At 45.9% G+C, this 20,666-nt stretch carries 19 protein-coding genes; 6 read left to right on the top strand and 13 right to left on the bottom strand.

What is annotated here, in order from left to right:
• Positions 1–34: 34 nt before the first annotated feature.
• The 6 genes from ACYSNS_RS08445 to cbiE all read right to left on the bottom strand — a co-directional run bounded on the left by ACYSNS_RS08445 (position 35) and on the right by cbiE (position 5,451).
• Positions 35–841 (bottom strand): methyltransferase domain-containing protein, encoded by an 807-nt coding sequence (locus ACYSNS_RS08445; protein ID WP_461722699.1) that lies wholly within the window; start codon positions 839–841, stop codon positions 35–37.
• Positions 834–1,817, bottom strand: coding sequence for a bile acid:sodium symporter family protein (locus ACYSNS_RS08440; RefSeq protein WP_461722698.1), 984 nt, complete (start codon positions 1,815–1,817; stop codon positions 834–836). Before ACYSNS_RS08440 ends, ACYSNS_RS08445 begins: the two co-directional genes overlap by 8 nt.
• A 93-nt stretch (positions 1,818–1,910) precedes the next feature.
• Entirely contained in the window at positions 1,911–2,441 is a 531-nt protein-coding gene (locus tag ACYSNS_RS08435) for a gamma carbonic anhydrase family protein (protein WP_461722697.1), read from the bottom strand.
• A 32-nt stretch (positions 2,442–2,473) separates the two neighbouring features.
• On the bottom strand, positions 2,474–3,817 hold the full coding sequence (gene hflX, locus ACYSNS_RS08430) for a GTPase HflX (protein WP_461722696.1): 1,344 nt from the start codon (positions 3,815–3,817) through the stop codon (positions 2,474–2,476).
• 54 nt (positions 3,818–3,871) lie between these two features.
• The gene (gene hfq / locus ACYSNS_RS08425; protein ID WP_461722695.1) at positions 3,872–4,111 is read right to left on the bottom strand and encodes an RNA chaperone Hfq; all 240 of its coding nucleotides are present in this window, start codon (positions 4,109–4,111) and stop codon (positions 3,872–3,874) included.
• A gap of 110 nt (positions 4,112–4,221) precedes the next feature.
• Positions 4,222–5,451, bottom strand: coding sequence for a precorrin-6y C5,15-methyltransferase (decarboxylating) subunit CbiE (cbiE, locus tag ACYSNS_RS08420; RefSeq protein WP_461722694.1), 1,230 nt, complete (start codon positions 5,449–5,451; stop codon positions 4,222–4,224).
• On the opposite strand from cbiE, the gene cobG reads away from it, so the two are divergent.
• Genes cobG through cobJ form a run of 4 tightly spaced genes read left to right on the top strand, consistent with a single transcriptional unit; the run spans position 5,437 to position 9,666 of the window.
• Positions 5,437–6,888, top strand: a complete 1,452-nt coding sequence (gene cobG, locus ACYSNS_RS08415) for a precorrin-3B synthase (protein WP_461722693.1) — start codon at positions 5,437–5,439, stop codon at positions 6,886–6,888. The genes cbiE and cobG overlap by 15 nt on opposite strands.
• 6 nt (positions 6,889–6,894) lie before the next feature.
• On the top strand, positions 6,895–7,521 hold the full coding sequence (locus tag ACYSNS_RS08410) for a precorrin-8X methylmutase (protein ID WP_461722692.1): 627 nt from the start codon (positions 6,895–6,897) through the stop codon (positions 7,519–7,521).
• Complete coding sequence (locus ACYSNS_RS08405; protein WP_461722691.1) at positions 7,518–8,258, top strand: precorrin-2 C(20)-methyltransferase; 741 nt, start codon at positions 7,518–7,520, stop codon at positions 8,256–8,258. Before ACYSNS_RS08410 ends, ACYSNS_RS08405 begins: the two co-directional genes overlap by 4 nt.
• 4 nt (positions 8,259–8,262) lie before the next feature.
• Positions 8,263–9,666: a precorrin-3B C(17)-methyltransferase gene (gene cobJ, locus ACYSNS_RS08400; RefSeq protein WP_461722690.1), complete on the top strand. Its 1,404-nt coding sequence runs from the start codon at positions 8,263–8,265 to the stop codon at positions 9,664–9,666.
• Here cobJ and ACYSNS_RS08395 read toward each other — a convergent pair.
• From ACYSNS_RS08395 to folP, 3 genes are all read right to left on the bottom strand, one after another.
• Complete coding sequence (locus tag ACYSNS_RS08395; protein ID WP_461722689.1) at positions 9,663–10,214, bottom strand: hypothetical protein; 552 nt, start codon at positions 10,212–10,214, stop codon at positions 9,663–9,665. The genes cobJ and ACYSNS_RS08395 overlap by 4 nt on opposite strands.
• Before the next feature lie 119 nt (positions 10,215–10,333).
• Positions 10,334–10,819: a 2-amino-4-hydroxy-6-hydroxymethyldihydropteridine diphosphokinase gene (gene folK, locus ACYSNS_RS08390; RefSeq protein WP_461722688.1), complete on the bottom strand. Its 486-nt coding sequence runs from the start codon at positions 10,817–10,819 to the stop codon at positions 10,334–10,336.
• Positions 10,816–11,658, bottom strand: coding sequence for a dihydropteroate synthase (gene folP, locus ACYSNS_RS08385; protein WP_461722687.1), 843 nt, complete (start codon positions 11,656–11,658; stop codon positions 10,816–10,818). Before folP ends, folK begins: the two co-directional genes overlap by 4 nt.
• Positions 11,659–11,760: 102 nt before the next feature.
• Between folP and ACYSNS_RS08380 the strand changes: the two genes are divergently transcribed.
• The gene (locus ACYSNS_RS08380; protein WP_461722686.1) at positions 11,761–12,390 is read left to right on the top strand and encodes a DUF922 domain-containing Zn-dependent protease; all 630 of its coding nucleotides are present in this window, start codon (positions 11,761–11,763) and stop codon (positions 12,388–12,390) included.
• 6 nt (positions 12,391–12,396) lie between these two features.
• Here ACYSNS_RS08380 and ACYSNS_RS08375 read toward each other — a convergent pair whose 3' ends face one another.
• Positions 12,397–12,717: a 2Fe-2S iron-sulfur cluster-binding protein gene (locus ACYSNS_RS08375; RefSeq protein WP_461722685.1), complete on the bottom strand. Its 321-nt coding sequence runs from the start codon at positions 12,715–12,717 to the stop codon at positions 12,397–12,399.
• A 205-nt stretch (positions 12,718–12,922) separates the two neighbouring features.
• On the opposite strand from ACYSNS_RS08375, the gene ACYSNS_RS08370 reads away from it, so the two are divergent.
• A complete protein-coding gene (locus ACYSNS_RS08370; protein WP_461722684.1) occupies positions 12,923–18,148 on the top strand; it encodes an apolipoprotein A-IV repeat region-like domain-containing protein in 5,226 nt (1,741 codons plus the stop codon).
• Between the two features lie 93 nt (positions 18,149–18,241).
• Here ACYSNS_RS08370 and ACYSNS_RS08365 read toward each other — a convergent pair whose 3' ends face one another.
• Genes ACYSNS_RS08365 through ACYSNS_RS08355 form a run of 3 tightly spaced genes read right to left on the bottom strand, consistent with a single transcriptional unit; the run spans position 18,242 to position 20,659 of the window.
• Positions 18,242–18,853, bottom strand: a complete 612-nt coding sequence (locus ACYSNS_RS08365; protein WP_461722683.1) for an ABC-type transport auxiliary lipoprotein family protein — start codon at positions 18,851–18,853, stop codon at positions 18,242–18,244.
• Entirely contained in the window at positions 18,850–19,815 is a 966-nt protein-coding gene (locus ACYSNS_RS08360) for an MlaD family protein (RefSeq protein ID WP_461722682.1), read from the bottom strand. Before ACYSNS_RS08360 ends, ACYSNS_RS08365 begins: the two co-directional genes overlap by 4 nt.
• Position 19,816: 1 nt before the next feature.
• The gene (locus tag ACYSNS_RS08355; protein WP_461722681.1) at positions 19,817–20,659 is read right to left on the bottom strand and encodes an ABC transporter ATP-binding protein; all 843 of its coding nucleotides are present in this window, start codon (positions 20,657–20,659) and stop codon (positions 19,817–19,819) included.
• Between the last annotated feature and the right edge of the window lie 7 nt (positions 20,660–20,666).

Raw genomic sequence — 20,666 nt, 5'->3', positions numbered from 1 at the left:
ACTTTTTTGTGTATCTATTAATGGCGAAAGTCTATTAGTTCGCTTTTCTCGTTATGAATAATTGTCCCGTTACGGGTTCGCCTTGCTCCATACGGACAACGATATCGGTGATGGCAACAATATCAAAGCTATTTGCAGATAAGCAGTGCCGTATGTAGCGTTCTTGATGAGCAAAACGCTGATGCGCACCAACTTTGTAATCCAGCCCATTGAAACTCTCTAAGGAAAGACTTTCCGTCGAAAAACAAAATAAACCGCCGTACTCAGTGCATCGGCTGACATGTTCGAAAAATGTTTCAATTTCACCCATGTATGGCAATACGTCTGTTGCTACAATTAAATCCCATGTTTCCTTGGCTCGAGAGACGAAGTCCACGGCATCTCCTACAAACAATTGCGTATAATCACCTTTTTCATAGGCAATCTCAATCATGTTTTCGGAGAGATCAACGCCGGTCTTTTCACCCGCCAGATCGTCTAGAGCATCGGCGGAAAGACCGGTCCCACATCCTAAGTCAAGCATTTTGATAAAAAGTCTATCGGGCGCAGCAGCTTGTAATGCCTCACGAAGCTGCAAGGGAACATCATACTCCAATTGATCTACAAGAATGTAATCAAACATTTCTGCGGTTTGATCAAATAACGTGGATATGTATGCGCGTGGCGCGTTTCGTGGCACATCGCCACGTCCCATTGACGCCAATCTAATACGAATGCCGCCATGGTCCTCGGGATCAATGGTCAATGCCTTTTTATAACTGGCTTCAGCGCCATCAAAATCGCCGCTTTTTTCTAATTTTAAGCCAAGATTATACAGTGTTTCCAGATCGTCTTTAATCATGAATACCACGTTTCTTACGAGATTCGGCTATATGTCGCGCGATAATTGTACAGGCCATAAGCTGAATTTGATGAAATAACATGAGAGGAAGCACAACAGCACCGATTTTCCCCCCTGCTCCAGCGAAGATTGCGTTGGCCATTGGCGCACCGCTTGCAAGACTCTTCTTTGAACCGCAGAATGTTATTGTGATGCGATCTTCTTCCTTGAAACCCATGAGTTTCGAACCATACCACGTTATGATCAACACGATAACAAGCAAAACCACGTCGATCACAATCATGACCAATAGATCATGCCAGCTCGTCGTACTCCACAATCTATCGGTCATTGCTTCACTAAAAGCGAGATATACCACCATGATGATGGACCCACGATCGACGATGGATGTCAGCCCCTTATGGCTACGTATAAAATCACCAATCCAACGCTGGCATATCTGACCAAAAACAAAGGGAACAAGAAGCTGCAACAGGATACTTTCGAGCGCGGTCGTTGATATCCCGCCACTGCCACTGCTAGTTGTAAAGAGGATGCCAACAAGTAAAGGCGTCAAAAACATGCCAAATATATTGGAAGCGGAAGCAGACACGATGGCCGCCGGCACATTTCCACCCGCGATCGACGTAAAAGCTATTGACGATTGGACTGTAGACGGCAACACACATAGATAGATGATGCCGGCATAGAAGGTGGATTCCTTCAATCCTGGAACGAGCCAACCCGCAGCGAGTCCGAGAAGTGGAAAAAGGACAAAAGTGCATGCCAGGACAGTGAGATGCAACCGCCAATGAATTATGCCAGCAACGACCGCTTGCCGAGACAGCTTAGCACCGTGCAGAAAAAACAATAAGCCAACAAATATCTTCGTTAATAAAGAAAACCACTCGGCAGGTACACCCGAAATCGGTGCAACGCTTGCGATCAATATGGCCAAAATTAACGCGCTAAGAAATTTGTCAGGTAAAAATTTCATATTGTGTTTCCCTGAAGAGCATAATGCGGTCAAATATTTTTAGACGATATAGCCGGACTGTGCGATAATATCTACGCTGAAAAGCAACAAAGACTATGAGATTGGCAACAGGCCTCGTTTAAAACGCATGGCGTTTTCGCGATAACGAAAAGCCGAAGCAGCGATTCCGGCAATTTCATCATCATTCAATTCGCGAACAAGACGTGCTGGACTGCCTAAAACAAGAGAATTAGGTGGAAATATTTTTCCTTGAGTTACAATCGTCCCTGCCCCAACAATAGATCCCGTTCCAATTTCTACATGGTTCATAATGATTGCGCCCATTCCAATGAGGCAACGATCAGCGATGACACAACCATGTATAATCGCCCGGTGTCCTATTGTGCAATCGCGTCCGACACTGACATTAATCCCCTCATCTGTATGGATAACCGCGAGATCCTGAATATTAGAACCTTCCCCGATAACTATCATTTCATTGTCACCGCGCAAGATCGCGCCAAACCAGACACTGCTATATCGGGCAAGTGTAACCCGACCGATGATATCGGCGCTATCCGCAACCCATGAAGTCGCTGAATCTTCAATAACCGGTTCTATTCCGTTCAATGCGTAAATAGACATTGTCCCCAAACCAATGAATTAATGACAATAGATCAACGTGATGCGGCAAGCAGTTTTTCCAATCTGCGATGGGCTTCAGCACTCAACCTAGCATTCACCAGAACACAGCCATCTTCTCGCGAAGTTTGTTCAACCTGCCCTGCATTGGTATATAGCCAATCGAGTAAAGATAGTTGATCTGGCTGCAAAACGAGTTCTATGTTAAGCATCTCTCCAGATACATTTCTTTCGATCAGTGACAGAAGTGCATCAATGCCCTGCCCCGTGAGCGCGGAGACCGTCAACGCTTGGTTTATCGAAGTGCGGGCGGTATCTTCTAGAGCCATAAACGTCATACTATCGAGCAGATCAACCTTGTTCCAGACCTCAACAATGTGCTTGGGATCATCAACATCGACATCCAGGCTGGACAAGATGTCCAAGACATCCTGTGCGTGCGCACGATGGTCTGGATCAGACATATCTCGAACGTGCAAAATCAGATCCGCCTCAATTACTTCCTCCAATGTTGCTCTGAAAGCAGCGATGAGATGCGTCGGAAGATTAGAAATAAAGCCAACGGTATCGGAAAGGATAACAGTTTGGCCATGCGGCAAAGTTATTCGCCTCAAAGTAGGATCAAGCGTGGCAAAAAGCATATCTTTGGCTAAAACGTCTGCACCTGTCAATCGGTTGAATAACGTTGACTTTCCAGCATTGGTATAACCAACTAATGCAATAACAGGGTGTGGTGTTTTTTTTCGCTTTGCACGATGCAGAGCACGCGTCTTCACCACGGTTTCCAATTCACGCCTGATGCGAACGATCTTATCTTGCAACAGTCGCCTGTCCGCTTCTATCTGTGTCTCACCGGGGCCACCGAGAAACCCGCCACCGCCACGTTGGCGCTCCAAGTGTGTCCAGCTACGAACAAGTCGCCCCTTCTGGTAATTAAGGTGCGCCAACTCAACCTGCAGCACACCTTCTTTCGTTCGGGCGCGATCGCCGAAGATTTCAAGAATAAGCGCGGTTCTGTCTATGACTTTACAATTCCAAGCTTTTTCCAGATTCCGTTGCTGCACGGGGGAAAGCGACTGGTCTACAACTGCAAGCTCGACGTCTTTGTCTGATATAATGTCTGCAAGCTCATTAACTCGGCCAAGCCCAAGCAAAGTTGCGGGGCGAGGAGCCGCAACATTGACAGACTGACAGTCGACAATATCAAGACGTATTGCACGAGCAAGTCCCGCTGCTTCCTCAATACGAGATTGGATTGAGCGTTCATGCTGGCGTTTTTCAGCATCTTTTTCATACAGAACCGGCACAATAACGATAGCACGCGTTGCTACAGTTTCGCGTGATATCAGTTTTCCCGCTCTATCGTTATCATCCATCATAATGAATTAACGTGCTTGTAAACATAAAGCTTCACGAAGCACGAAACAAAACGCCTACTCAGCTTCTTCACCTTCAAACATTTGCACGGGCTGGCTTGGCATAATCGTTGAGATTGCATGCTTATAAACCAGTTGTGAATGTCCATCACGACGAAGCAAAACGCAAAAATTGTCAAATGATGTGACAATACCCGTCAATTTAACGCCATTCACCAAAAAAATTGTCAGAGAGATTTTCTGTTTCCGAACTGCATTCAAAAATAGATCTTGGAGGTGCTGCGATCGTTCAGCCATTGTTTTTATACCTTTGTTGCGAACCGCATGAATAATAATCAACGCATATCGAACGAAAAAACATCAAATGTCAACGTGAAACTGTATTCTTATTACGGCGTTCGAGCGCCTTATTTTCGGCGATGCACCGGCTTTTCGGCAATCATCATTGTGAGCGGCAAAGACGGACGCCAAACCTGAAACCTTCCTAATCCCGACGCTTCAGATAAACTGATGGAGATCATTCTGGCATTAAGACGCTTCGAATATGTTTGCAGCAGAGCCGCTGTCTCAAGCGTGACCGCATTTGCAACAAGCCGACCACCGTCTTTCAGACAGTTCCAACACATATCAAACAACTGAGGATGGGTTAGCCCTCCACCGATAAAGATCGCATCGGGACGCTCTAATCCCTCAAATATAAAAGGCGCTTCACCTTCTAGAACTTTTAAGTTTGGAACACCCAATTGATTTGCGTTGAAGCGGATATTTTCTTGGCGTTTGACATCTTTTTCGATCGCAAAAGCCATTGAGTTTGCGGCGCTGCGCATCCATTCAATCGATATAGAACCACATCCAGCGCCGATATCCCATAACAATTCGTTTTTTCGCGGTGCCAAATGAGCCATCGTAAGCGCGCGGATATTCTGTTTAGTCAATTGTCCATCGTGCCTGAACGCCCGATCGGGGAGCCCACAAAATGAAGAATATTCAGCCGCATCATTCGATGAAATACATTGCACGGCTACTATATTCAGGTCTGTACAGTCGGTGAGATTGAACTGTTCGGCGGTCGCTTGTCGAATTCTTTCTCTTTCGCCGCCGATATGCTCTAAAACGATAACTTTGCTTTCTCCAAAACCACGATCAGTCAATATTTTGGATAACGCCATTGGACTTTGGGCATTTTCAGACAAAATGAGCATATGAACGTCGTCTTGCAGATGACGATTGACGACGCCCAACGGTCGTCCATGCACTGAAAGACAAATGGTATCCTGGAGTGCCCAACCAAGACGTGCAGCGGCCAGTGAAAACGAAGATGGGCTTGGCAATATTACCAATTCTTCAATTGATAAACGTTTGACCAACGTGGCACCTACCCCAAAAAACATTGGATCACCGCTTGCCAATACGACCACGTTTTCCGATCTTAAGCGCAATAGATCGTCAATAGCGCGTTCAAAAGGTGTTGCCCAATTCCAAAGCTCAGCCTCCAAACTTTGCGGCAAAAAGCTCAGGTGACGCTTGCCGCCGAAGATGTAGCTAGCCTCCCGCACTATCTTTTGTTGATGTATCGAAAGGCCTTCCCAGCCATCTTCGCCGATACCAATGATCGTTAGCCAATGTTTTTTGTTCATATTCGTTGCTTGGCAACCCATTTCTACTTATTATCTTTTATTAGATTCTGGCGCGCTCAAGAGCAAGTGGAAATGAAACCTCCAACATCCTTACCCACGAAGGCTACAGTCTTTCAATTGGTCGACAACGACAGACGCTGGGCTTGCCCTGGTTTTTTCCGTATGCCCGAAGCAAATGACGGTGGCATTTGCCGTATAAAACTTTCGCTTGGTCAATTAAATACGGCACAAATATTAGGAATTGCCGATGCTGCTGATGCATTTTCTAATGGCTATATTGAGTTGACAAGCCGCGGCAACATTCAACTCCGAGCGGTGCATGAAAGCAATAAACCAAAGCTCATTGAAAAATTGCTTGCATTGGGGCTTGGACCATTAACACCAAAGGGTGATGACATTCGTAATGTCATGGTTGCTCCAACTGCCGGAATAGACACTTCCATGCTATGCGACACGAGACGCATAGGAAAAGAACTTCTCTACAAATTACAAACACGGGAAACATATGCTGAATTATCACCAAAATTCTCGTTCTTGATTAATAGCGGGGAAAGCACCGCCGTTCACGATCACGTGGCGGACATCTGGGTAGAATATATCAACGACGGGAAAAGATGTAATTTCGGTTTCGCTTCCCGTCCTTTTCAGCACCCAGAAAATTGTAGTGCTTTAGGGAATATTTCGGCAGATTCCGTTATTCCATTTATTGAAACATGCCTTTTAGCTTTCATCGACATTCAAAAAAAACATCCTACGATCACACGCATGAAGCACCTTATCGCGGCGAACAGATTGGGAGAGTTTCTATCCGCCGTCATTGATCAATGTGGTTTTGATGCGGCAGGAAAATCTTACCTGGAAACATCTCGTCAACAAGCGCTCATTGGTATTTTCCCGCAGATCCAAAGCGGATTTCATTATGTAGGAGCACGCCCTGCTCTTGGCCGAGTTTCTGCTGGTCAAATGCATGAATTGGCTGATCTTTCAGATCAGCGCGAAATCAAGACACCTATTCGCATTACACATCATCAAGGAATTATTATACCCGATTGCAGCCGCGGAGAGGCAGAAAGCATTCAAACGCTTCTAACAAGGGCGGGATTTACTACACATTGTGAAAGCGCAGCCAGTAAAGTTTATTGCTGCGCGGGCGGTCCCATTTGCCGATCAGGACTCTCTAATGTCCAAAGGGATGGGCGCCAACTGATTGAGCTTTTAGATTTTCCCTGTGTTGAACCAATACATTTAACCGCTTGCGCCAAATCGTGCGTGGCAACGGTTCCGTTTGCTTTCACAGCTTTAGCAACACAAGACGGTGTTTATAGCTTATACAAAGCAAGCGAATCTGCGGAACATACATTTGGCATTCGTTTAGCTGATGGTATGGGTATTGCTGAAATAGCGCGATATATGAACACAGAAAATCAAAAGGCATAATTCAACATGTTCGACTATATTAAAGATGGACAGGAGATTTATCGTCAGTCATTTGCTACGATCCGTAGCGAAGCGAACTTGAAGCGATTTTCACCAGATATTGAGAAGTTAGCGGTTAGAGTTATCCATGCTTGCGGTATGGTCGACATTGTCGAAGACATTGCCTTTTCAAAAGGTGCGGGTCTAGTAGGAAAAAATGCCCTTATCGAAGGTGGAGCTATCCTTTGTGATGCAAAAATGGTATCGGAAGGTATTACGAAAAGGCGACTTCCGGCTAATAATCGTGTCATTTGCACGCTGCAGGAACCAGAAGTGCAAGCACGAGCGCAATCCATCGGGAACACACGATCTGCAGCAGCGGTAGAACTATGGGAGCCATATATAAAGGGTGCCGTCGTAGCGATTGGCAACGCTCCTACCGCGTTATTTCATCTTCTTAACTTAATTGAACAAGGGTTTGAAAAACCTGCGCTTATTATTGGTTTTCCTGTCGGATTTATTGGTGCAGCCGAGTCGAAGATAGCTCTCGAAAACAACACATTTGATATACCCTATATTGTTGTACATGGACGACGTGGTGGTAGTGCAATGGCGGTCGCTGCGATCAATGCATTGGCGAGCGAAAAAGAATGAGTGAGAAAACAGTACAACTGTACGGCGTGGGCGTTGGCCCTGGAGATCCTGAACTGATCACAGTGAAAGGTATGAAGGCTATACAATCGGCCGATGTGATCGCTTATCATGAAACGAAAAAACGAAATAGTAATGCGTTAAAGATAGCCAAACAATGGATACCTGATAGCGCCGAATTGGCTCCAATCACCTACCCAATAACAACGGAAAAAGACAGTTCTTCCGATGGTTACAACAATATATTAAATGATTTCTACAACCAAACAGCCGAGTATATAAGCAGTTTTTTGAAAGTCGGAAAACGGGTTGTGGTTCTGGCCGAAGGCGACCCGTTATTTTTTAGCTCGTTCATGTATATCTATGATAAGCTCGGCAAAGATTATGCAACAGAGATTATTCCTGGCATATCCTCCATATTCGCTTCGGCAGCAATATTTCAGACCCCTATATGCTATCGAAATCAAACACTCACTGTTCTATCCGGCGTTTCAAGTGAGAGCGAACTTACGCGCAAACTCGCTGATGGTGACGCATTTGCTATCATGAAACTCGGTCGCAATCTTGGGAAAGTGAGAAAAATTTTGAAGAAGTTGGGAATGGTCGAGCGTGCCTTATACATTGAACGCGCTACGATGGAAAACCAAAAAATTGTTTCATTGTCGGAGGTTGACGAAGACTCTTCACCCTATTTCTCTCTCATTTTGATACCGGGCATTCCCCAAAGGACATTGGATTAAGATTTTGCATCCGTTGAGTTTTAAAAATCCTGCAGTTTTTATCTTTTCTGAAAATGCACTGCAACATGCCTTAACGATAGCGGCGCGCCTAAACAATGTGGATATTTACTCTACAAGACGCGTCCCTCACGATTCGTGCACTGTCGTTGACACCATGTCGAATGCGATCGTCCAAGCATTTCAAGATCAACGTCCCATCATCGCGTTCTGCTCAACCGGTATTGTTATAAGGCTATTGGCTCCCCTGCTGAAAAATAAATTTGAAGAGCCACCAGTCCTATGCATCAGCGAAGATGCCGCGACAGTGGTGCCGTTATTGGGTGGAGCGTGCGGCGCCAACGATCTGGCCTATAAACTATCCGATACACTTAAAAGTTATGCAGCGATTACGACGAGTGGCCCACTGCGTTTTGGCATCAATCTACTAACACCACCAGACGATCTCGAACTCATGAATAGAGAGCATGCTTCTGGTTTCATCTCTGCATTATTAGCGGGTGCATCTGTATCCGTCATTGGTGAACACCCGTGGTTTCAAACATCGTCCCTGCCTTTGGATTCACAAGCTAACCTCAGGATCGTTATTGAACAGGAAGGAACGAAGGGAAACGAAAACACTCTTGTTTACCGGAGCAAACCAAACAAAGTCGGAGTTCTCTCCGTGATCGGCCTTGGTCCTGGAAATAAGAAATACCTCACATCTTCTGCACGCACTGCATTAGCCAGCGCAACAGACATCTTTGGATATGATTATTATATAAAGCTGGCTGGTCCGTATGCCCCCCATCAAACAGTCCATCCAAGTAATAATCGCGAGGAACTCGATCGATCGAACAAAGCGTTACAACTTGCAGCGACCGGTCGCAACGTGGCGATCGTATCTTCTGGCGATCCCGGTATATTTGCCATGGCCGCAGCCGTCATGGAATGTATAGAGCTAAGCAAGGAGCCTGCCTGGAAAAATGTATGTTTACAGATAGAACCCGGAATTACAGCCGCACAGTCTGCGGCCAGCCAGATTGGCGCGCCCTTAGGGCACGACTTCGCGGTAATTTCACTTTCAAACAATCTGAAAGCTTGGGACAAAATTGAGGAACGGCTAATATCAGCATTGAAGGCTGATATGGTGATGGCCCTTTATAATCCCGTTTCAAGAGCGAGACCTCACCAAATTTATGATGTTATAGCGCTGTTACGCCAACATTGCCCGCCTGACCGCTTAATCATGGTAGGTACGGATGTTACACGCGAGGGCGAGATCACGACGATTACCGAGCTAGGCGAACTCGATCCAAATAGCGTCACAAGCCGATCAGTTGTGATTGTCGGCTCAAGTCAAACACGAAAATTCAACCATCAAGATCGTTTATGGGCTTACACGCCTAGATCCTATCCTTTCGGCCTTTAGTAAAGTGATTGCCCCGATGGAGCAGCCGCGTCAGGCTTGGCGATAGCGGTAGATGCTGTTTTTTCCGTGACAGCCTTGGTTGAGGCAGCAACGTTTACAGTCGACGAATCAGTATTCTGCCTCTGTGAGGTTTTAACTCTGTTTTTGGCAGGTACAGAGGTTTTTGTGGCAGCATCCTTCGCAGCTTGTTCCTCAGCTGCTATCTGATCTGCGCTTTTTGGCGAAGTATCAATTACGGACTTGACAACACCGCCCGAACTTACCGTGCAGACCGCATCACGCAAATCCACTTTTAGGATAACTTGTGTGGAGCCATCACCTGCTTTACGCGAGTCGACAGCTTTGATGACACGAGTAGGAAGATAATACTTATTGGCTGCGCTATTGACGCAGGCTTGTGCTAAATCCGGATCGACATTCCGAATGGGATTGAGCGAGACAAAGCGTGGCGCGGAATTGTCGCCCGCCGGTTTCGTGACGGTACAACCCGAAATAGCCAAAAGCAAACCTGATATAAGAACTGAAGATTTGGAAAATGCCCGCGGCATATGACACCTCAAAAGGAACTACAGGCAAGATCGCACCCTGCCAAACATGAAAAACGCATTTAACGGCTTTTTTCAATTTCGTCATTAACAATATTAGGTTATTCGCTTATCTACTACGCTCACTGTGTCGTAAGTATCACAATATTAGGATCGCGGCATCGTTCATTCCATTCTTGTACCGGCTTACCATGTATGACGAGATCGGGTGCTATCTCGTTCAACGGCTGCAAGACAAATGGACGCTGGGTCAAAAAAGGGTGCGGAAGTGAGAGACGTGGGGATTGATATTCCTCAACGCCTTCGTAGAAAAGCAAGTCGATATCTAGAGTACGTGGCCCCCACTTTTCTTCGCGTACCCTGCCCTGCTCTTGCTCTATGCGCAAACAAAGACGAAGAAGTTCTTCTGGCGCAAGGTCAGTCTCAAGCTCGCAGCAAAGATTAAGAAAGCTAGATTGATCAACCTTTCCCCAAGGCGGTGTTTGATAAAAAGATGACACGGCATTGAGTTTGATGGCCCGCGATTGTCTTAGACTTTCTAAAGCCCGTTTCATCGTGGTTTGCACATCCCCTACATTACCGCCCATTGCAATCCAAGCGCGCGTCACGGGTTCTCTCCTTTCGCCATGAGCAAAGCATCAATGACCGCTAATGCATCTCTGTTGATCCCCACATCATGAACCCGGAATATCGAAAATCCGGCTTGCCTCAAAATTACTGATGTTGCTGATGTTGCAACATCTCGCTGTCTAGCATTCTCATGACCGGTAATTGCCCCTAAAAACCTCTTTCTGGATGTAGCTGCCAAAAGAGGCTTTCCAAAGCAATGAAGCTCTGATGCTCTTCGCATGATTTCCAAATTCTGCTTCGCATCCTTACCGAATCCAAATCCGGGATCCAAAACAATCGCATCATCGGATATTCCTGCTTTAGATGCTATATTAAGTGATAAATCGAAGAAGAACTTCTGATCTTCGATTAAATCAGACTTAACCTCTCGGTCACGCGAATTGTGCATAACAACAATGCCTGCCCCGCTTTGCGCGATGATATTGGCCATCTCATCATCTTTTTGCAGACCCCAAACATCATTCACAATATGAGCACCTGCTTGAATACTTTTTTCAGCAGTTTTTGCATGATAAGTATCAATCGATAGTAACGCGTTGCCTAAGCCATGAAGCGCTTCTATGACTGGCAAAACCCGCTGCTGCTCATCTTGAGGATGCAAAACATCAAACCCTGGGCGAGTAGATTCGCCACCAATGTCAATAATGTGAGCACCATCAAGAATCATATGATCCGCATGATCTATAGCATTTTGAAGGTGCACATAAGCTCCACCATCAGAAAAGGAATCTGGTGTAACATTCAGAATTCCCATAATTATTGCAGTTTCTGATAATGTGATGGAATTGCCACCACCGATCTTCCATTTCGTCATCATACTGATCGTCGTCGTCTTTCAGATTTTAATTTTCCGAATGCAATTTTACCACATTCATGCAATCATTGTTGATAGAATATTATGCCAAACAAAGCAGGATGAATGATGTTAGAAAAAACTTTGAGTGCGATAGCAACCGCTTATCTGCTCTTTGCCGCACTCCCCAATGGTGCACAAGCAGCCAAGATTTACAAAACTGTTAAATATTATACCATTTCTGGAACGACCGCTGCACAGTTAGACAAAGCATTGACACGCAAAGGTCCATATCTAAAAAGCACAGGACAACATCATCCCGGGGCAACTACCATATCATTCGACCCCAAATTAAAACTCGTTCGCAGCGGAAAATATTGCAAAGTCGACCATGTGAATGTTGATGTTCGGGCGAAAGTCTTGTTGCCAAGATGGCAGCAGCGAAATAAGACGAAATCCGTCGAAATGGCGGTTGTCTGGGATACATTATCACGCGACATTAAGCGTCATGAAGAAAGTCATATCGTCATTGCACGTGCTCATGCGTCAGAAATTGAGCATGCAATACAGGCCCTACCCTATCAAAAGGACTGCGCTACACTTAGTCGCAATATAGAAAAAACAACATTAGAAATTTTGAAAAAACATGATGAGGCACAAAAACAGTTTGATCGTGTAGAATCGATAAATTTTGAAAAGCGTTTTTACAATCTCCTGATAGCCCGCGTGAACCAACTGCAAGAAACTAAAAAATAAGATATTTTAAGCTTGACGCGATGGGACGTGTACTATCATACCGTCCATCGTCCCATCCAAAACGATCTGGCAGGACAGGCGTGAATTATCTTGGGTTTCATATGCAAAATCCAACATATCTTCTTCCATTGAATTGGGATATCCAACGCGGTCAATCCAACTATCGTCAATGATCACATGACATGTAGCGCATGAACAGGCACCGCCGCATTCAGCCAAGATGCCCGGCACTTCGTTTTGAACAGCTGTTTCCATTAGCGTCGCCCCTTCAACACCATCCACAGCAAATTGCTTTTTATCTGGTTGCGTTATAAACAATATTCGCACAGGCACCACCTACATATAACCTCATGTTTTTATTCATTTTTATAGCAAAATATATTTATCTGCAACAGCGGCGTTAACTTTAACCTGAAACTTTTCAAACTTTGGACAAGAACATATTCCTTTCTAAATCCTTAAAGGATAGGATAGGTAACCTTTATTGGAAGGCCCCTTATCCTTTCAATGTGTATCGAGTAAAGAGGCAGATATGGCACGCAGGACCAAGGCACAAAAGATCGAAGTCGAAGTCGAAGAAGCGTTAGAGCAAGCGCTGGACTTCAATTTTGATGACGCCGCTATCGATGATATTGCGATAGATGACACCGAAAGCCTTATTGATCTGGACGACCTTGCAGAACAAATCGCGTTGGCAACAGAAGAATTGGCTGCTGAAAACGCTCCATTTGCTGCTGGTAGAGGTGCAGCAGGGCCTGCCGTTGATGAATCGGTAGCCGAACAGCTCTTTGGACAAAAACCCGCGCGTGATACATCTGGTGGCACGGTACGGGATACAATGGTCGTGTCTCAACCTCGGCCTGCAAATGACGACGTAACTATAGCGACTGCCCGCCGTAGTCTTGCTCGCAAGCCGTCTTCACGTATTTACTGGAGCACTACAGCTTTAAGCGCTATGTGGGCCGCTGGCGGCGCTTTTGTTGCTAGCAATTTGGCGCCGGCCGGACTTGGTTCACTTGGCGCGTTTGCCGTCACGCCTGTTGGTATGGCGGTGGCTGCTGGAACGGCTGTACCTATTTTGATGTTCTGGGGTTTTGCTCAGCTGGCAAAACGTTCAAATGAGTTGCAGAATGTCGCAGCTGCGATGACCGATGCAGCATTGCGGTTAAGTCAACCACAGAAAACAACTGAAGATCAGGTTATCTCCTTGGGCCAGACAGTGCGCCAGGAAGTTGCTGCAATGAGCGAGGGAATCGAACGTACCTTATCGCGTGCAGTGGAACTTGAGGCGCTCATTCAAGGTGAAGTACATAACCTTGAACGCGCTTATGCCGAAAATGAAACACGAATCCACACGTTGATAAGTGAATTGAGTAACGAGCGCGAAGCTATTCTCAGTCATGCTGATCGTGTTCAATCAACGATCCGTGGCACACAGAGTCAGCTCAACGATGAATTTGGGTCTATTACATCAAATATCGCGACAAATGTAGAAAGTGTTGCGCTCACGCTTTCACAGACACTGCAGAAACAAGGCGAAGATCTCGTTGCCAGACTTTCACACGCGGGTGAAGGTGTGAGCGGTGAGCTTGCCGCTAAGTTTAGTCAGACGGCTCAACAGATACAAAAGCAAAATGCCGAGCTTTTTGACAATCTCGAAGAACGGTTCAACGTTGCAGCGCAACGATTTGATAGTAATGGAAAAAAGCTTGCAGATACTTTTAGCGATGGTGCTGCAGAAGCCGAGTTGCGCGCTGAAGAAATCGCAAACCGCATGAAGGCAGCGGCTGAGCTTGCTCTATCGAACTTCGATGAAAAATTCAAAGTATTAGACGAAGCTGTGGTAGATCGTAGCAATCGTTCTCTAAATGATTTTGACGAGAAGATCTCCAGCCTAGGAGAGCGTGCAGAAACTCTATCTTCGCGCTTCGACAATACAACTGTCGCAGCAATTGAAGCGTTTGAAAAGCGTTTAGCTGAGGTTGACACCTCGTTGGGCGAACGCAGCAGTTCGATCATCCATTCCTTTATCGCTCGCGCACAGACTTTGGAAGAAAACACGGAAAAACTCGGTAACATCCTTGAAGCACGTGCAAGCCAAATCAATGAAACGTTGAAAGAGCGCACAATCGATATTGCAAATACTTTTACCGAAGGCCGCAACAATATTCTGACTGCCATAAGTGACAGTAAGCAGTCGCTTGCGGACGAAGTTAACAGCGTTAACACGTCTATTGCCGATGTGCTTCGAAGCCGTTCAGATGATTTCAAATCGCAGCTGGCAGAAGGTCGCGAGTTGATATCCTCCATGCTGGAAGGTGAAACGGATAAACTTGCGGATACAGTCAAGGGGCAAATGGACGTATTGTCCAAACATGTCACAGATATTGAAGAAGTCTTGGTGGCAAACGTTCGTACGTTCGATCAACATGCGCGTGATCACGTAAATAGCATAGACGAACGAACTGTAGCGCTTCAATCGGCAATCTCGAAAAGTTTTGAGACCGCAAAAGACGTTTTGGATACCCAAGCGAGGAATATTGATGTTCGCGCCGATGCATTACGTGATTCTTTAACAGTAAACAGTTCAGCATTGAATGAAGTGTTGGCCGATCAGGCACGAGTTCTTGAACAACGTATAGACCATATCCGCGAAGTTATCGCTGAAGGTGATCTACATTTTGGTGATGCGCTTGGTAAGCAGGTTTCTTTGGTGGAAAATGCTGTCAACAGTAATGGTGAAGTCCTGAAAGCGACTTTCGCCGGACACCTTGAAACATTGGAAAGCCACACCGAACTTTTAAAGGCGGCGCTGAGCCAATCGAATGGTTCACTCATTGACTCTATTGACACCCGTATTGGTTCGCTCAACGAGAACTTGACCAATCAGAGCCGTCAGATTTCCGAGCGAGCAACAATGCTCGAGGAAAACCTATCGCGTACACTTAGCGATGTAAGCCAATCTCTGGAAAAACAGACGACGGTGTTGGCGCAAAGATCCAACGAACTCAAAACCGTTGTCACTGAAAACAATGACCAGATAAAACAGTCATTTTCTGAGCAAACCGCGATTTTGGATGAGCGTACACAGACCATGCAGAAAGCCTTGGATGTAGGTGTTCAAAACGTTAGACAAGCGCTCGAAACATCCGCCGTTACGCTGGCCGGTAATCTGCGTGAAAACCTTGTTGCGGCTTCGACATCTTTCAGTGAAGAGGCGCAAAAGGCTGGAAATATCATTGACACAGCACGTAATCAGATGGTCAACAGCCTCTCAATTGAAGCTGAAAAAGCGGCCGTGACTGTTACGGATGCCAGTGAAAAGCTGGTGAGTATCCTGTCCGCAGAAACAACCAAAGCATCTTCAATCCTTGAAAATACGAACAGCAAACTCGTTGACGACTTATCGAAAGCGACAGACAAGGCATCCGATATTGTGGCTACTGCCGGTAACCTTATCGTATCGACCCTTTCCGCCCAAGCAGAAAAGGCCAACAGCGTCTTTTCAGAAACCAATGGCGAGCTATTAACATCGTTGACGGATGTGACCAACAAAGCGTCAGAGATAGTTTCCAATTCGGGTGAAAAAATCGTCTCCAATATCTCAGCTGAGACTGAGCGAGCTGCCCAGCTGCTTTCTCAATCTGGTGAAGGGGTAATCTCGTCGTTTAATGAAGAAGCTACAAAACTTCGCACAACGCTATCAACTATCGGCAATAACGTTGTTTCCTCGCTTAGCGAACACACTGGCAAAGTACAGACGGCAATCGCCACAGTCGGTGAGGAACTTGTGTCTTCCTTTGCTGATGTAGCTGTAAAAGCTGAAAGTGTGCTCTCAGCGTCCGGTAAACGCGTTGCCTCCACTCTTACTGCAGAAACGGCCCAAGCCGGTGAAACGTTAACTGCCGTGGGCGATAAATTGTTATCTTCATTAAACCAACAGGTCGATGAAGCTGCTGGCCGCTTCGCGCAGGCTGGCCTTGGCTTGACCACTTCACTAAATGAAGAGATGATGCGCGCTGAAACAATCATTCAGCAGCACGCAGACCGGTTTAATGAAACCTTGACAACATCCGCTTCGTCAATTGAACAGTCTCTCGCTGATCGTTCCTTGTTCTTGAATGAAACTGTACAACAGTTGCAAAATAGCTTGGGTAATCAGCTTAATACGATTGGCGAGACACTTAACTCGGCTACCAACAACGCAGCCTCTCAGATAACCGGACAAGTTGATCACTTGACGAATATGACAGAGAGTTTGGCACAAGCGGCTCAACAGACAAGTTCGTCGCTTGGCACTCTTGCAAGCCATTTCGGCGAGCAGCTCAACGTTGCAGCACAAGAGTCCGAGCAACGTATTTATGCGCAAAATGAAGCACTCATGAACGCGTTTGCTCAACGGAGTGCTGAAACATTACAGGCAGTATCTTCCGTGAAGGAAGATTTGATTGGCAATGTATCTGCTTTGCTAGGTCAAATGGATCAATCCGTGCAGAGCATTGGCGAAAATGCACACAACCTGATTTCATCCATTCAGAATATTGATGGGCAGTTCAATGAAACAGCCAATCACTTCTATCAGAATAGCACACAGATTGCCGAACATCTTAACAATTCAAGTCATATGCTAAACGGCAATGTTGAAATGTTGCAGGGACTGTCGCAGCATACATTTGAGCAAATTAGCCAAATGACTCAGAACTTCGAACAGCATGCCGGTGTATTAAATCAGGCTGTGCAAATGCTTGATCAGTCGCAAAACACGCTGAATGCGACACTCGCAGACAAGCAAAATGCACTCTCGCAATTAAGCGAAGCTTTGGCGCTTAAATCAGACGAAATCAATCAGGTGATTGCTCATTATGAGAGCGTGATAGGTGCAGCGTTGCAGCGTACTGATAAAGGAGCTCGTGACTCGGCTGCACAGATGCAACACAGCCTTACCGAAATTGTGAATGATGCTGCAGCTCGCTTCTCTGGAGCAACGGAGGATATCCGCCGTTCTGCAGAGGCAATTAAGTCAGAACTGGCAAAAACCAGTAATGATATTCACACGAGCATGCGTATGCTGCCAAGCCAAACCAAAGAATCGACTGATTCAATGCGCCATGCTGTAGCTGACCAGATAAAGGCTCTTCAGGAATTGTCCGGCGCAATGCAGCAAAATGCAAAAAATATTGGAATATCACGACCAAATCGTGGAAATGATGCGCCAGTATTAAACGATGTAAAAATGCGTCCGGATAATGCATACAATAAAGCGAATGTAGCTGCAAAAACGTTTACACAACCTTACGCATCAGCATCAACAACGAGAGATGGTTGGGTATCAAACCTTCTAGCCAGAGCTTCTCGTGGTGACGAGGCAAATGTTGCAACAATGTCTAAGGTGAAACAAACACGTACGCCCGATCATGTTGTTGAATCATTAAATTCGCTTTCAGTCGATATCGTGCGCGCCATTGACCATAACGCGGCTGTGGAGCTTTGGGATCATTATCGTCGCGGTCAGCGTAATATCTATACGCAACGCCTCTACACACTGAATGGTCAACAAACATTCGAAAAAATTAGGCAGAAATATGCGGTTGATAGCGAATTCCGCCGCTCGGTCAATCAGTATATCGCTGATTTTGAGAAATTGTTACGAGACGTATCACGTGACACCGGAAACAATGCGACAGTGCGCAACTATCTGACTTCTGACACCGGAAAGGTTTACACGATGCTTGCTCATGCCAGCGGTCGTATCCAGTAAGTCAGAGGATGATGAACAACAAAAAAGGGAAATCCGATGGATTTCCCTTTTTTGTTTGAAAATCTAGCGAATGAACAAGCAGTTCAATATCTGTCAAATACTGGAGATCGTCCAATTCACAATGTCCATCGTCATCGTTTCAAATGCGGTATTCAATGCTCTAGCATATTGATCGTTGCCTGTACCTGTTACCGATGACTGCGCTGTAAACACTCTCGTTGCCTTGATACTTCCATTTCGATCATCCATGATTTTTACGCCAATCTCCACCGTAGCGATGCGGCGTGCACCAGACACTTTGACATCAAAGGCTCGGATATCAGTCAAAATCTGATAGTTAACGGCTAGTCCATCCCCCGGTCTTCCAACGCCACCAAAACGGTTGCTATTGTCGAAGGCTTGAACCAAACGGGCTTGAATTAGATCAGGAAGTCGATCACTCCATTGCGCCTGTCTGAGGTAAGCGATAGATTCCCCTTCACGGATGACGATGTCCTGCCCATCCAGCGCCTTGACTGCACTAGGTTTTGCAATCAATAATTGTATTTTTTTATGCTTGGCATTGATATCCGTTGCAACTGTATTGACGGAGAGATCGAACGTGTCGCGCGGGGCCGAACCACATGCCGACAACACTGTAGTCGCCAGTAAGGATGCTGCAGCAATCGCAGACGCTCTTCTATATTTCCGCGGCATGAATATCATCGACGTGTTCTCCCGTCATATTGTGGTACGGTTCCAGTACCGCCAAAAATAATTCGTTGTGGGTCGCGTTCCAGATCTGAAATCGCCTGTTCAATACGGTCAACAGAACGACGACTGTCATTCACCAATGCTTCAACATTCCGTAAGCCTTGACCCGAGAATCTCTCCAGATTGTTAGCTATAGGGCCGATGTGATTATTAAGTGTATCAGCCGCGTCCTGAATAGAAAGAAGGGTTTTTTGAGCTTGGACAACCACGCTATTGCGGTTATCCGGAGAAAGCATTGTGTCAAGCTTCGCCATTATCGCATCGGCTTTTTCTGAGGCAGTATTCAACCTCGCCATCATCTGACGTGTATCATCCATAATCTTCTGTACGTTATCGGTGTTGTTGCTGAGTGTATGGGAAAAATCGCGCGTATTTTTCACAGTTTCTGTTAATGGTTCACGAACATCCTTTATAAAGCCTTCCAGTTCACCCAAAGCAGAATTAGCGCGGGCAAAAATATCTTGAGCTGTAGCAAGCAGGTTATTAAACGTTGAAGGATCAGCATCAATACGCGCCACCGTATCTTCCCGCTTAGCTTCCTCAAGGAGATTCGGTTCATTCAAACTGCCACCTTTAAGTTCAATAAAGGCTAGACCGGTTAGCCCCTGAAATCCCAGGGTAGCTACTGTCGAACGGGTTATAGGCGTCGTACCATTGATCTCGGTTTTGGCTATAACCATGTTGGGATTCGTATCGTCAAGGATCAAACGGCGAACGGTCCCTACTCGAATACCATTGAAGAACACCTGACTGCTTTCTCCAAGGCCGGTTACAGAGCCGGGGATACGCACATCAAGAGGCTCTAAATGCCGCGTTTCTCCCATCCGCGAAATGAAAAAAACAATCATAAAGGCGGCAATAAGCGTGATGACGGTAAATATACCAACCGTAACATAGTTTGCCCTAGTTTCCATCTTATCCTGCCGTTTCTTTCGTTATAACTGTTCTACGGCGATGTTCCGTCGGATTAATTTGACGGGCACGCTTACCGCGAAAATAAGATTGCACCCAAGGATCGTCAACCTGCAACATATCCTCAATAGTCCCTTCAACCATAACCTTTTTATGCCCAAGTACGGCTATACGGTCACACACCGCGTACAGGCTGTCTAGATCATGTGTTACCATATAAACGGTAAGCCCCATAGTATCGCGCAAATCCGCAATTAATTCATCAAAATCAGCGGCGCCAATCGGATCCAAACCAGATGTCGGCTCATCCAGGAACACTATATGTGGATCAAGTGCTAAAGCGCGCGCCAAAGCCGCACGTTTAATCATACCGCCTGAGAGTTCGGAAGGGAACTTTTCCGCGGTATCAGCCTCAAGTCCGACGAGAGAAATCTTCAAACGCGCAAGCTCGTCCATCAATTTTGGGGATAGATCAAGATATTCACGCATAGGAACTTGGATATTCTCCAGCACATTCAGCGCTGAAAATAAGGCACCATGCTGAAACAACACGCCCATGCGCATATCAATTTCGACTTTTTGTCGATCACTTATGTGATCTATGTCCTGCCCCAAAATTTCGATCTTCCCAGATACTTTTTGGTTAAGACCTAAAATTGTTCGCATCAACACTGATTTACCTGCCCCCGAAGGACCGATAAAACCAAGTATCTCTCCACGATGGATATCGAGATCAAGACCATCAAGAACCTTTTTATTCCCGAATTGGACTGTGACATCCCGTACCGAAATAATTTTATCGGTATTCAGATCAAGTGTTGACGGAGTTTGTTTGTTTTTTTGCACCGCGTTC

Source organism: Bartonella sp. LJL80 (assembly GCF_054871565.1).
This window is presented reverse-complemented; position numbering and strand designations above follow the sequence as displayed.